A 12,703-nucleotide genomic window follows, 5' to 3' on the forward strand; every position below is an offset into this window, starting at 1 on the left:
GCCCGCCGACCCGTCGCCTCAGGCGTGCGTGTGCGGCTCGGAGTTCGCCCACACCGACGCCGCGGCGACGCCGGCCAGTTCGACGCTGCCGACCGCGTGGTCGTGTGCGTCGGTCAGCACGACCTGCAGCGAGCCGGCGTAGTCGCGTCGTTCGCCGACGCGGACGTGCGCACCGCCCCGCAGGTCGAGTGAGCTGAGGTACCGCAGCAGCTCGGGTTCGTCGTCCGAGACGCGGACGACGAACCCGCACTCGCCCTCGACGAAGTCGCCCAACGGATGGGCGGGAGGCCGCACGACCGTCCCGTCGGCCGCGGGGATCGGGTCGCCGCGCGGGTCGGCCGTGGGGGGCCCGAGCTCGAGGTCGAACCGGTCGAGCAGCCGATCGCTGACCGCGTGCTCGCGCACCCCGGCCTCGTCGTGCCCCTCGTCCCAGCCGTAGCCCAGACGCTCGACCAGGTACGTCTCGATCAGGCGGTGGCGACGCACCATCGACACGGCGATCGCCCGGCCCTGGTCGCTCAGCGCGATGCGCCGGTAGGGCTCGTAGTCGAGGTAGCCGTCGCGGTCGAGCTTGCGCAGGTTGCCCGAGACGGTCGACGCGCTGACGCCGAGCGTGGCGGCGATCTCGTTGGTCGAGATGCCGGAGTCGCTGCCGGCCTCGGCCCACTCCTCGGCCTTCCAGATGACCTTGAGGTAGTCCTCGGCCATGGTCGTGCGCGTGCTGGCCGGGTCGCTGGGCATGGTCCGATCCTAGGCGGCGCCACCCGCGCCTCCCGTGTCGTCCGCGCCTCGCCCCACCGGCCTCACGGCCGCGGCAGCGACCCCAGCCCCTGCGCGGCCCGGTAGCGCTCGCCGACGGCGGGTCGCAGGTCGGCCTCGAAGGAGGCGCTGGTCGCCGGAGCCCAGGTCGGTCGCGTCCCCGACAGGGCCCAGCCCGCCTGCCGTGCCGCCCCGTCGGCGACGTACTCGCCCGGCTCGGGCACGACCACGGGCAGGTCGAACACCTGCCGTGCGACGTCCTGCACGGCCGGGTTCAGGGCCGCCCCGCCGATGAGCAGGACCCGCGTCGCCTCGACGCCCTGACGACGGACCGCGGCGGCACCGTCGGACAGCGCCGACAGCATGCCCTCGACGGCGGCGCGGGCCAGGTTCTCGCGGGTCGAGCTCGCCAGGGTCAGGCCCGAGAGCGTGGCCGTGGCGTCGGGCAGGTCGGGGGTGCGCTCGCCCTCGAAGTAGGGCACGAGCGTGACGCCGCCGGCTCCCGGCTCGGCCGCGAGGGCCAGGCGGGCCAGTTCGTCGTGGTCGACGCCGAGCAGTCCGCCGATCGACGACAGCACCCGGGCCGCGTTCAACGTGGCGATGAGGGGCAGGTAGCCGCCCGCGGCATCGGCGAAACCGGCCACCGTGCCGCTGGGGTCGGTCACGGGCCGGTCGGTGACGGCGAAGGCCGTGCCGCTGGTGCCGATGCTGATGACGAGGTCGCCGACCGTGGCGTCGAGGCCGAGGGCCGCGCCGGCGTTGTCGCCCGCGCCGGCCCCGACCACGATGCCGGCGGGCACGGGGCCGTCCGCGACCGTCGTGCCGGCCGCCTGGTCGGCCTGCAGCACCCGCGGCAGCACGATGCGCTCGTCGTCGCCCGCGGGGGAGCCGGTGGCCGCGCGTGCCCCGCGACCGAAGGCGTGCTCGAACAGGTCGAGGTCGTACGCCTCGCCGGCGGGGCTCCAGTACGAGGTGCCGCTGGCGGCGGAGCGGTCGGTGGCCAGGGCGTCGAGGTCGGGCCCGAGCGGGCTCTCGTCGACAGGGCCGAAACCGAGGAGGCGCCAGGTCAGCCAGTCGTGCGGCAGGGCCACCGCGGCGACCCGCGCCGCGTTCTCGGGCTCGGCGTCGCGCAGCCAGCGCAGCTTGGTCGCGGTGAACGACGCGACGGGGACGGAGCCCGTGCGTCGGGCCCACTCGTCGGCCCCGAGCTCGTCGATCAGGTCGCGGGCCGCCGGGGCGCTGCGGGTGTCGTTCCAGAGCAGGGCGTCCCGGACGACGCGCCCGTCGGCGTCGAGGGCGACGAGCCCGTGCTGCTGGCCCGCGACCGAGAGGGCGGCGACGTCGTCGAGGCCGCCGGCGTCCGCGATCGCCGCGAGCAGCGCCTCCCACCAGGCGGCCGGAGGCACCTCGGTGCCCTCGGGGTGCCTTGCCGACCCCTGCCGGACGAGTTCGCCCGTCGAGAGATCACGGACGACGACTTTGCAACTCTGGGTCGATGAGTCGACCCCGGCGACGAGACTCATGGGCACAGTTTGTCGTACGTGACCACAAATGGCCACCGGAGGTCGACCGCGGGTCGCGCGCCGCGCCTCCTCGACGGGTCCGGTGGCCTCCGGGCGGCCCGGAGGAGCCTGTCGGTAGACTCAAGTGCACCTCACCCGGTGCGTTCCCCGACATGAGGAGAAACCCATGCCAGCAGTCGTGATCATCGGAGCCCAGTGGGGCGACGAGGGCAAGGGCAAGGCCACCGACCTGTTGTCGAGCCGCATCGACTACGTCGTCAAGTTCAACGGCGGCAACAACGCCGGCCACACCGTGGTGATCGGCGACCAGAAGTACGCGCTGCACCTTCTGCCCTCGGGCATCCTCTCGCCGGGTGTCACGCCCGTCATCGGCAACGGCGTCGTCGTCGACATCGAGGTGCTCTTCGACGAGCTCGACGCGCTCATCGCGCGGGGCATCGACGTCTCCCGGCTGCGGGTCAGCGCGAACGCGCACGTCATCACGCACTACCACCGGACCCTCGACAAGGTGACCGAGCGCTTCCTCGGCAAGCGCCAGATCGGCACGACCGGTCGCGGCATCGGCCCGACCTACGCCGACAAGATCAACCGCGTCGGCATCCGCGTGCAGGACATCTTCGACGAGGGCATCCTGCGGCAGAAGGTCGAGGCGGCCCTCGACCAGAAGAACCACCTGCTCGTCAAGATCTACAACCGGCGTGCGATCGAGGTCGACGAGGTCGTCGAGTCGCTCCTGTCGTACGCCGAGCGGCTCAAGCCGATGGTCGCCGACACGGCGCTCGAGATCCACCAGGCGCTCGAGGCCGGCAAGACCGTCCTCTTCGAGGCGGGCCAGGCGACGATGCTCGACGTCGACCACGGCACCTACCCGTTCGTGACCTCGTCGTCCGCGACCGCGGGCGGCGCCTCGACCGGCTCGGGCATCGGACCCGGCCGCATCGAGCGGGTCATCGGCATCGTCAAGGCGTACACGACGCGCGTCGGCGCCGGCCCGTTCCCGACCGAGCTCTTCGACGCCTCGGGCGAGTTCCTGAGGGCCAACGGCTTCGAGTTTGGCACGACCACCGGCCGCCCGCGCCGCTGCGGCTGGTACGACGCCCCCATCGCCCGCTACACGGCCCGCATCAACGGCGTCACCGACTTCGTGCTGACGAAGCTCGACGTGCTGACCGGTCTCGAGACCATCCCCGTGTGCGTGGCCTACGACGTCGACGGCGTCCGCCACGACGAGGTCCCCGTCTCGCAGAGCGACTTCCACCACGCGACGCCGATCTACGAAGAGTTCCCCGGCTGGACCGAAGACATCACCGGTGCCCGCAGCTTCGACGACCTGCCGAAGGCCGCGCAGGACTACGTGCTCGCCGTCGAGGCGATGAGCGGTGCCCGCATCTCGGCGATCGGCGTCGGCCCGGGCCGCGACGCCATCGTGCAGCGTCACGACCTGCTCGGCTGAGCCGCGCTACCACACTCACCCGCCACCGAGCCAACTCCCAGAATCTAGGTATGGTCTTCTCCTCATGACACTCGACATCGCCTACACCGCCATCGCCCACGCCACCGGTGGGGGTCGTGACGGCCACGTCCGCAGCGAAGACGACCGGCTCGACTTCGACACGCGGCCCCCCAAAGAACTCGGCGGCTCCGGCGAGGGCACCAACCCCGAGCAGCTGTTCGCCGCGGGCTTCGCCGCCTGCTTCCTCAGCGCCATGCACGGCGCCGGCAAGAAGCTCGGCGTCGACACGAAGGGCGCCGAGGTCTCGGCGAGCGTCGGCATCGGCGGCAACGGCGAGGGCGGGTTCGGCCTCGCCGTCGAGCTCGACATCTACACGCCGAACGTCGAGCCCGAGCGTCGTCAAGAGCTCGCCGACGCGGCCCACCACGTGTGCCCGTACTCGAACGCCACGCGCGGCAACGTCGAGGTCACGCTCACGCTGGTCGACTGACCGCCCGGGCCGACCCGGCCGTGAAGGAGGCGCGTCTCGCGAGAACGGGACGCGCCTCCTTCGTGCGTGGCGGTCCGTCGCTGGTCCCGTCGCCGGGCTCGCCGATAGGGTCGGTGCATGGCACTCGACAGTCCTCTCGGGGCGGACAGCCCCCTCAGCTCAGCCGACCAGGGCGCGATCGACGAGCTCGCGGGCATCCGCCAGAGCATCGACAACATCGACGCCGCCCTCGTCCACATGCTCGCCGAGCGGTTCAAGTACACGCAGTCCGTCGGCCTGCTCAAGGCGGCGGCCGGCATGCCGGCGAGCGACCCCGAGCGTGAGCGCGTGCAGATCCAGCGCCTGCGTCGCCTGGCCGAAGAGGCCCGTCTCGACCCGGCCTTCGCCGAGTCCTTCCTGAACTTCATCGTCGCCGAGGTGATCCACCACCACGAGCGCATCGCCGCGGGCGACGACCCGACGGCGGGCCGCGCGGGAACGACCCCGACCCGCCCCCCCCGACGCGCCTCTACGTCGGCTCGTACACCGCGGTCAGCGGTGGCCACGGCGTCGGCATCACCGTCCTCGAGCGGTCGCGGGCCGACGGGCGCTGGCAGGCCGGGCAGGTCGTCGAGGCCGACGACCCGTCGTTCCTGGTCGTCACCGAGGGCGCACTGCACGCCGTCGCCGAGACGAACGAGGGTCGCGTCCTCTCGTACACGATCGCGGCGGGCCGCCTGGTCGAGGCCGGCGTCGCCCCGTCCGGCGGCGCCTCGCCCTGCCACATCGCGCACGACCCGGCCTCCAACGCCCTGCTCGTCGCGAACTACGTCGGCGGCACCTTCGGGGTGCTGAGCTCCGAGGCCACCGATCCCGCGCGCGTGACCGCGACCGTCGCGCTCCCGTCGGGCTCCGGCCCGGTCGCCGATCGCCAGGGCGGGCCGCACGCCCACCAGATCGTCGCCACGCCGTGGGGCACGCACCTGGTCAGCGACCTCGGCACCGACCGGCTGATCGAGGTCGCCGTCGACGTCGTCACGCTCGAGCCGTCGATCGTCGCCGTCCCCCCCATGCCTCCCGGATCGGGCCCGCGACACCTCGCCCGGCTCGGGGGCGACCTGCTCGTCGTGGGCGAGCTCGACGCCCGTCTGTACGTCGTCCGCCGCCAGGGTGACGAACTCGTCATCCCGTACTCGGTGGCGGTCGTCGAGGGCGAGCCGAACGAGCAGGGCGCCCTCCCGTCGCACCTGGCCGTGCACGGCTCGCGGATCTACGTCGCCACGCGCGGCCGCGACACGATCAGCGTGCTCGAGACCTCGGTCGATGCCGAGGGCGCATCCGACGGTGCCGAGTCCTCGCGGCTCCGCCTGGTCGGGCAGGTGCCCTGCGGCGGCGCCTGGCCACGGCACTTCGCCATCGCCGACGGCCTGCTCTACTGCGCCAACCAGGGCTCCGACACCGTCTCGGTGCTGCCGCTCGACGAGACGACGGGTCTGCCCGGCGCTCCCGTCGACCTCTTCCCGCCCGGCAGCCCCGCCTGCATCGTCGCCGTCCGATCGCCGCGACCCCGACACGTCCCCGAGACCCCTCCGCGCGCGCCGTGGTCTCGGCGGCTCCCCGGGGTCCGGCCGGCCGGGACCGCGGGGGGCGCGGGTCAGCTGCGCGGCACGAGCCGCTGCAGCACGGCGATGACGTCGTCGATCGACGTGTCGTGGCGCGGGTCGCCGCCCGAGTCCACCGGCGAGAACGGCCGTGGCGTGAAGTAGAGCCCGTCGGACACGAGGGACACGACCCGGGCGACCGCGGGGGCGCCGACGGCGTCGAGGACGACCTGGTGCCAGCGCGACTGCATGGCGGTCAGGGCCCCGGGCGCGCGGGGGTGGCGCCCGCTGGACGGCAGGTGCGAGACGGCGGTGATGCAGCGGTGGAGCGGGTCGTCCGCGGGGATGGTCGCGGGTGACGACGTGCGGACGAAGTAGTCCACGACGCCCTCGGGCGCACTGGTCATCGCGGCGACGTCGTCGTCGAGCAGTGCGGTGAGTCGGTCGACGAGGCCGTCGACCAGCGCCTCGCGGGTGGGGAAGTGGTAGAGCAGTCCGCCCTTCGAGACGCCGGCGGCAGCGGCGGCGGCGTCGAAGGTCGCGGCGCGTTCGCCGTCGTCGACGACGAGCGTCTCGAACGTGTCGAGCATCGATTCCCGGGCTGACGGTCGAGGACTCATTCTGTTACTGTACCGTCTGGACGGTGTAACTGTACCGTCCGGACGGTCAGGGCTCGCGCCTCCTGCCCTCGTCGGGTCGCCGCCGGGCCGTGCCTGCACCACAGGCCGTCCACCGACCCACCGACCGACCCACCGACCGCGAGAGAGCACCATGACCCGCCCCGCCACCACCACGACCTCCACCGGCGTCCCGCCCCGTGCCGGGCGGCGACAGTGGGCCGCGCTGGTCGTGCTCATGCTGCCGGTGCTGCTCGTCTCGGTCGACAACACGGTGCTGAGCTTCGCGCTGCCCGAGATCTCGACCGCCCTGCAGCCGAGCGCGGCGGGGCAGCTCTGGATCGTCGACGTCTACTCACTCGTCCTCGCCGGCCTGCTCGTGGCCATGGGGTCGATGGGTGACCGGTTCGGCCGCCGCAAGCTGCTGTTCATCGGGGCGAGCGGCTTCGCGGTCGTCTCGGTCCTCGCGGCGTTCTCGACGAGCGCCGAGCAGCTCATCACGGCCCGGGCCGTGCTGGGCTTCTTCGGCGCCATGATCATGCCGGCGACCCTCTCCCTGCTGCGCAGCACGTTCCTCGACCGCGAGCAACGCCGGCTCGCCATCGCCGTCTGGGCCTCGGGCTTCGCCGCCGGGTCGGCCCTGGGGCCGATCGTCGGCGGCGTGCTGCTCGAGCACTTCGCCTGGGGCTCGGTGTTCCTCGTCGCGGTGCCGGTCCTCGTGCCGTTGCTGATCGCCGGACCGCTGCTGCTGGCCGAGAGCCGCGACCCCGCCCCCGGGCCCGCCGACCCGTTCTCGGTGCTGCTGTCGCTCGCGGCGATGGCTCCGGTCGTCGCGGCGATCAAGCTGCTCGCGACCGACGGCTTCGTCTGGCCCGTCGCCGCCCTGGCCGTGGTCGGCGTGGGCTCGGGCTGGCTGTTCGTCCGGCGCCAGCTCGCCCGCCCGCGTCCACTGCTCGACGTGCGGCTGTTCACGAACCCGGTGTTCGCCGGCTCCGTGATGGTCAACCTGCTCGCCGTCGTGGCGCTCGTGGCCTTCCTGTTCTTCACGACCCAGCACCTGCAACTCGTCGTGGGGTTGCGGCCGTTGCAGGCCGCGCTGACGCTGGTGCCCGGTCTCGTGGCGATGATCCTGGCGGGCCTCGCCGTCGTCCGGGTCGTCCGGTGGCTGCGCCCGCGCACCATCGGCGCGATCGGCCTCGCCTCGGCCGCCCTCGCCTACGCGGCGGTCTTCGCCACCGGTGCCGGGGCTCCGGTCGGCGTGTTCGTCGTGGCCTTCGCCTTCGTCGGTCTGGGCGTCGGTGCCGCCGAGACGATCTCGAACGACCTGATCATCGCGGCCGTGCCCGCGAACCGGGCCGGGGCCGCCTCGGCGGTCTCCGAGACCGCCTACGAGGTCGGTGCCGTGCTCGGCACCGCCGTGCTCGGCAGCATGCTCACCGCCATCTACCGGGGTGCGCTCGTCGTCCCCGCCGGTGTGCCCGCCGAGGCCGGCGAGGCCGCCCGGGAGACTCTGGGAGGCGCGGTGGCGGTCTCCGACGGGCTGCCCGACTCGCTCGCCGGGCCCCTGCTGCACGCCGCCACCGACGCCTTCGACCAGGGTCTCGTCGTCACGGCCGGGGTCGGGGCACTGGTGATGGTCGCGGCGGCGGTGGTCGCCCTCACGACCCTGCGCCGCGCCTCCTCGGCCGACTGAGGCCCGGGTCGTGCCGGGCCACCTCGGCACGGGTGGACCGACCCGGTCGCCCGGCCCGCGCGGCCCTCCTGCCCCCGGGTAAAGTGTGGCGAGCCCCCCGAGACGCCAGGAGAACCATGCCGCGCACCGTCAGACTCGCCGCCATCCCCGGAGACGGCATCGGCCCCGAGGTCGTCGCCGAGGCGCTCAAGGTGCTCGAGGTCGCGGCGGGCGACGACGCGACGTTCGAGGTCACGACGTTCTCGCTGGGCGCGGGGCGCTACCTCGAGACGGGCGACATCCTCACCGACGACGACCTGTCGGCCGTCGCGTCACACGACGCGATCCTGTTGGGCGCGGTGGGGGGCGACCCCCGCGACCCCCGGTTGGCCGGGGGCATCATCGAGCGCGGCCTGCTGCTGAAGCTCCGCTTCGCCCTCGACCACTACGTCAACCTGCGGCCGACCAAGGTGTACCCCGGTGTCGCCTCGCCGCTCTCGGCGCCCGGCGAGGTCGACTTCGTCGTCGTCCGCGAGGGCACCGAGGGCCCCTACGTCGGCAACGGAGGCGCGTTGCGGCAGGGCACGCCGCACGAGATCGCGAACGAGGTCAGCGTCAACACGGCCCACGGCGTCGAGCGAGTGGTGCGCTTCGCCTTCGAGAAGGCCCGTGGTCGCCGGGGTCGCCTGACCCTCGTGCACAAGACCAACGTGCTCGTGTTCTCGGGCAGCCTCTGGCAGCGCACCGTCGACGCGGTCGCCGCCGAGTACCCCGACGTGGCGGTCGACTACCAGCACGTCGACGCGGCCACCATCCACCTCGTGGTCGACCCGTCCCGCTTCGACGTCATCGTCACCGACAACCTGTTCGGCGACATCCTCCCCGACCTCGCCGGCGCCCTCAGCGGTGGCATCGGGCTCGCGGCCTCGGGCAACCTCAACCCCGACGGCACCTTCCCGAGCATGTTCGAGCCCGTGCACGGTTCGGCTCCCGACATCGCCGGTCAGCAGAAGGCCGACCCGACGGCGGCGATCCTCTCGGTTGCGCTCCTGCTCGACCACCTCGGCCTGTCCGACGCGGCCGCCCGAGTCACCCGTGCCGTCGACGCCGACATCGCCGACCGCGCCTCGCGCGACGCGTCCGTCCCCGCCCGCCGCACGGCCGAGATCGGCACGGCGATCGCCGACCGCGTGCGCACCCTGTCCCCGTCTGCCTCCGCCTGAAGGGCATCATGACCACCACCGACAACGTCTCCGCCCCGACCGACGACTCGGCCGACTTCCCGCTGCAGTTCGAGCTGACGCCGTCCGAGACGGCTCGCGACGACGCCGAACGCGAGACGATCCTCAGCGACCCCGGCTTCGGCAAGCACTTCACCGACCACATGGTGACCATCGAGTGGACCCTCGCCGACGGCTGGCACGCGGCGTCCGTGCACCCGTACGGCCCTCTCCAACTCGACCCGTCGGCGTCGGTGCTGCACTACGCGCAAGAGATCTTCGAGGGCATGAAGGCCTACCGGCACGCCGACGGCTCGGTCTGGTCGTTCCGCCCGGACGCCAACGGTCGTCGCCTGCAGCGCTCGGCCCGCCGACTGGCCCTGCCCGAGCTCAGCACGGACGACTTTGTCGAGTCCGTCCGCCAGCTCGTGCGGGCCGATCTGGGGTGGGTGCCGTCGGCCCCCGAGACGAGCCTCTACCTGCGACCGTTCATGATCGCCACCGAGGCGTTCCTGGGGGTCCGGGCCGCGCACGAGGTGTCGTACCACGTCATCGCGAGCCCGGCCGGCGCCTACTTCAGCGGCGGCGTCTCTCCCGTCTCGATCTGGCTGACCACGAACTACGCCCGCGCCGGCAAGGGGGGAACGGGTGCGGCCAAGACGGGCGGCAACTACGCGTCGTCGCTGCTGCCGCAGCAGGAGGCCTACGAGAACGGCTGCCAGCAGGTGCTGTTCCTCGACTCGTCCGAGAGCAACTACATCGAAGAACTCGGCGGCATGAACGTGGTGCTCGTCAAGAAGGACGGCACCCTCGTGACGCCCGACAGCGACTCGATCCTCGAGGGCATCACGCGCGACTCGATCCTCGAGTTGGCCGAGGCCCGGGGGCACCGCGTCGAACGCCGTCGCGTGACGATCGACGAGTGGCGTGACGGCGTCGAGTCCGGTGACATCGTCGAGGTCTTCGCCTGCGGCACGGCCGCGGTCGTCGTCCCCATCGCCGAGCTCAAGGGCGAGGGCATCCACATCGGGTCGCCCGCCGCGTCCGGCGGCGAACTGACCATGTCGCTGCGCGAAGAGCTGACCGACATCCAGTACGGCCGCCGTCCCGACGTCCACGGCTGGATGACTAGGCTCGACGCGTGAAGATCGCCCGTTTCGCCACGCCCGGAGAAGACCCCCGCTACGGCATCGTCGACGAGCGCGAGCTCATCGTCCTCGCCGGCGACCCGATGTACAGCGGGTACGAGACGACCGGAGAGCGGGTGTCCCTGCGTCAGGCCAAGTTGCTCGCGCCGGTGATCCCGCGCTCCAAGATCGTGGGGGTCGGCCTGAACTACCAGGACCACGCCGACGAGCTCGGCCAGTCCGCGCCCGAGGCGCCCGTCTTGTTCCTCAAGCCCAACACGACGGTCATCGGCTTCGGCGACTCGATCCAGCTGCCGCCCGACGTCGGCCGGGTCGACTTCGAGGGTGAGCTCGCCATCGTCATCGGATCGATCGCCAAGCGCGTCAAGGCCGAGGACTACCAAGACGTCGTCTTCGGCTACACCGTGGCCAACGACGTCACGGCCCGCGACGTCCAGAACGCCGACGGTCAGTGGACCCGTGCCAAGGGCTACGACACCTTCCTGCCGCTCGGGCCGTACATCGAGAACGAGTTCGACTGGGCTGACGCCACCATCGAGACCCGGGTCGACGGAGAAGTCATGCAGCGCGAGTCGACGATGCAGATGATCCACAAGATCCCCGAGCTGATCGAGTACGTCACCGACGTGTTCACCCTGCTGCCCGGCGACGTCATCCTGACCGGCACGCCCGCCGGCATCGGTCCGTTCACGTCGGGCCAGACCGTCGAGGTCGCGATCTCCGGCCTCGGCTCGCTGATCAACCCGGCCAAGAACCGGGTCTAGGCCCGTCCGGTGAGCCCCGCCGCCGTCGACGCGCCCTCCCGTGCGCGTCCGGTGCCGGGGCTCGTCGTCGCCGGGGCCGCCTACGGGGTGGCGTGGGGCCTGCACTCCGTGCTGCCTGCGGTCCCCGTCCTGACCTGGTGCGTCTTGGTCGGCATCGCCGTCGCGCAGGTCCGGCCCCTCCGTTCGGTGCTCGACGGCGACTGGAAGCCCGGACTCACCCTCGCCTCCAAGCGACTGTTGCGCATCGGCGTCGTGCTGCTCGGCCTCCAGCTCAGCTTGATCGACGTCGCCGGCCTCGGCTGGGTGACGGTCGTCGTGGTGGTCGCGATCCTCGCGCTGACCTTCGGCGTCCCCTACCTGCTCGGCCGGTGGGCCCGTCTCCCCGGTGACCAGCCCCTCCTGCTCGCGGCCGGCTTCTCGATCTGCGGGGCGTCGGCCATCGGCGCGATGAGCGCCGTGACCCGGGATCGCGGCAAGGACGCGGCGACCCCCGTGGCCCTGGTCACGCTCTTCGGCACGCTCGCGATCGCCGTCCTGCCCCTGGTCGGAGGGTGGGTCGGTCTGTCCGACCTCGAGTTCGGGGCCTGGGTGGGGGCGAGCGTGCACGACGTGGGACAGGTCGTCGCCACGGCGCAGACCGCCGGAGCCGCCGCCCTCGCGATCGCGGTGATCGTCAAGCTCACGCGGGTGTTGATGCTCGCACCCATCGTGGCGATCACTTCGACTATCGTCCGTCGGCAGGGCGCCGGCGCCGGTGCCCGACCGCCGATCGTGCCCTTGTTCGTCGTCGGTTTCGCCGTCGCGGTCGTCGTCCGCACGGTGGTCCCCGCCCCGGAGGCGCCGCTCGCGATCGCGGGGACGGTCCAGTCGGTCCTGCTCGGGCTCGCGCTCGTCGGCCTGGGGTCGGGCATCCGACTCGAGCGCCTCGTCCGCACCGGTGGTCGCGCCGTGCTCGTGGGTCTGGCGTCGTGGATCGTCATCGCCTCGGTGTCCCTGGGCGCCGTGCTCGTGCTGCCCTTCGGCTGAAGGGCTCGCACCTCCCGGATGTGTAGCGCGACACGCCCGGGATGCACGGACGGTTGGCCAGAGCGGGCAGGACGTGTCTAAAGTAATCACTTGTCACCCCAAAGGTGCGGCGGAGCGAAGCTCTTCCGGCCCTCAAGCGGGACCAACTTCCAAGTCCTCGAGTTGCTTCACAGCCTCGGACCAAGCGAGTTGCGAACACTGAACAAGGTGATGTAGAGTTACGGCTCGTTCCGCAAGGGACTTCGGCACGATCTCGACATCGTCGGTCAGTGCACAAAGATCAGAGAACTGCCCAGGGCAAAGGTCTTCCAAGGCTGGGTCCCCGGTGCGTTTGGTCCTTGAGAACTCAACAGCGTGCACATTGTCAAATGCCAAATTATACCCTGGCATTGTTTGTGGCCTCATCTTTGGTGGGGTTGTGAGTGGTGTTTAGGTTTCTTTGAGATTGATG

General features: G+C 71.9%; 10 protein-coding genes and 2 pseudogenes. 9 read left to right on the forward strand and 3 right to left on the reverse strand.

Annotated elements, in window-relative coordinates; genetic code table 11:
* Positions 1-18 precede the first annotated feature (18 nt).
* On the reverse strand, positions 19-741 hold the full coding sequence (locus AEQ27_RS08200; RefSeq protein ID WP_054146204.1) for a metal-dependent transcriptional regulator: 723 nt from the start codon (positions 739-741) through the stop codon (positions 19-21).
* Between the two features lie 62 nt (positions 742-803).
* Positions 804-2,282, reverse strand: coding sequence for a xylulokinase (locus tag AEQ27_RS08205; RefSeq protein WP_054146205.1), 1,479 nt, complete (start codon positions 2,280-2,282; stop codon positions 804-806).
* A 166-nt stretch (positions 2,283-2,448) separates the two neighbouring features.
* Here AEQ27_RS08205 and AEQ27_RS08210 point away from each other — a divergent pair, with 166 nt between their 5' ends.
* The 4 genes and pseudogenes from AEQ27_RS08210 to AEQ27_RS08230 form a co-directional block, all read left to right on the forward strand.
* Positions 2,449-3,735 carry an adenylosuccinate synthase gene (locus AEQ27_RS08210; RefSeq protein WP_054146206.1) on the forward strand — a complete coding sequence of 429 codons (1,287 nt, stop codon included), beginning with the start codon at positions 2,449-2,451 and terminating at the stop codon, positions 3,733-3,735.
* Positions 3,736-3,799: 64 nt separating this feature from the next.
* Complete coding sequence (locus AEQ27_RS08215; protein ID WP_054146207.1) at positions 3,800-4,225, forward strand: organic hydroperoxide resistance protein; 426 nt, start codon at positions 3,800-3,802, stop codon at positions 4,223-4,225.
* A gap of 117 nt (positions 4,226-4,342) precedes the next feature.
* Positions 4,343-4,690 (forward strand): annotated as a pseudogene (locus AEQ27_RS17175) (chorismate mutase); the annotation flags it as partial.
* Between the two features lie 53 nt (positions 4,691-4,743).
* Positions 4,744-5,970: pseudogene (locus AEQ27_RS08230) on the forward strand (lactonase family protein); the annotation flags it as partial.
* Here AEQ27_RS08230 and AEQ27_RS16530 read toward each other — a convergent pair.
* Positions 5,859-6,425: a TetR/AcrR family transcriptional regulator gene (locus AEQ27_RS16530; protein ID WP_082383357.1), complete on the reverse strand. Its 567-nt coding sequence runs from the start codon at positions 6,423-6,425 to the stop codon at positions 5,859-5,861. The pseudogene AEQ27_RS08230 and the gene AEQ27_RS16530 overlap by 112 nt on opposite strands.
* A 151-nt stretch (positions 6,426-6,576) precedes the next feature.
* On the opposite strand from AEQ27_RS16530, the gene AEQ27_RS08235 reads away from it, so the two are divergent.
* The 5 genes from AEQ27_RS08235 to AEQ27_RS08255 all read left to right on the forward strand — a co-directional run bounded on the left by AEQ27_RS08235 (position 6,577) and on the right by AEQ27_RS08255 (position 12,252).
* Positions 6,577-8,115: an MFS transporter gene (locus tag AEQ27_RS08235; RefSeq protein WP_054146211.1), complete on the forward strand. Its 1,539-nt coding sequence runs from the start codon at positions 6,577-6,579 to the stop codon at positions 8,113-8,115.
* A 116-nt stretch (positions 8,116-8,231) separates the two neighbouring features.
* Entirely contained in the window at positions 8,232-9,317 is a 1,086-nt protein-coding gene (locus tag AEQ27_RS08240) for a 3-isopropylmalate dehydrogenase (protein ID WP_054146212.1), read from the forward strand.
* 8 nt (positions 9,318-9,325) lie between these two features.
* Entirely contained in the window at positions 9,326-10,459 is a 1,134-nt protein-coding gene (locus tag AEQ27_RS08245; RefSeq protein WP_054146213.1) for a branched-chain amino acid aminotransferase, read from the forward strand.
* Positions 10,456-11,226 carry a fumarylacetoacetate hydrolase family protein gene (locus tag AEQ27_RS08250; RefSeq protein ID WP_054146214.1) on the forward strand — a complete coding sequence of 257 codons (771 nt, stop codon included), beginning with the start codon at positions 10,456-10,458 and terminating at the stop codon, positions 11,224-11,226. Before AEQ27_RS08245 ends, AEQ27_RS08250 begins: the two co-directional genes overlap by 4 nt.
* A 9-nt stretch (positions 11,227-11,235) precedes the next feature.
* Complete coding sequence (locus tag AEQ27_RS08255; RefSeq protein WP_054146215.1) at positions 11,236-12,252, forward strand: YeiH family protein; 1,017 nt, start codon at positions 11,236-11,238, stop codon at positions 12,250-12,252.
* Positions 12,253-12,703: the final 451 nt, after the last annotated feature.

The organism is Frigoribacterium sp. RIT-PI-h (genome assembly GCF_001297205.1).
GTDB lineage: Bacteria > Actinomycetota > Actinomycetes > Actinomycetales > Microbacteriaceae > Frigoribacterium.

Coding starts and splice junctions, on each gene's coding strand:
- AEQ27_RS08245 (WP_054146213.1), top strand. CDS start 9,326: ATGACCACCACCGACAACGTCTCCGCCCCGACCGACGACTCGGCCGAC.
- AEQ27_RS08240 (WP_054146212.1), top strand. CDS start 8,232: ATGCCGCGCACCGTCAGACTCGCCGCCATCCCCGGAGACGGCATCGGC.
- AEQ27_RS16530 (WP_082383357.1), bottom strand. CDS start 6,425: ATGAGTCCTCGACCGTCAGCCCGGGAATCGATGCTCGACACGTTCGAG.
- AEQ27_RS08205 (WP_054146205.1), bottom strand. CDS start 2,282: ATGAGTCTCGTCGCCGGGGTCGACTCATCGACCCAGAGTTGCAAAGTC.
- AEQ27_RS08210 (WP_054146206.1), top strand. CDS start 2,449: ATGCCAGCAGTCGTGATCATCGGAGCCCAGTGGGGCGACGAGGGCAAG.
- AEQ27_RS08200 (WP_054146204.1), bottom strand. CDS start 741: ATGCCCAGCGACCCGGCCAGCACGCGCACGACCATGGCCGAGGACTAC.
- AEQ27_RS08215 (WP_054146207.1), top strand. CDS start 3,800: ATGACACTCGACATCGCCTACACCGCCATCGCCCACGCCACCGGTGGG.
- AEQ27_RS08235 (WP_054146211.1), top strand. CDS start 6,577: ATGACCCGCCCCGCCACCACCACGACCTCCACCGGCGTCCCGCCCCGT.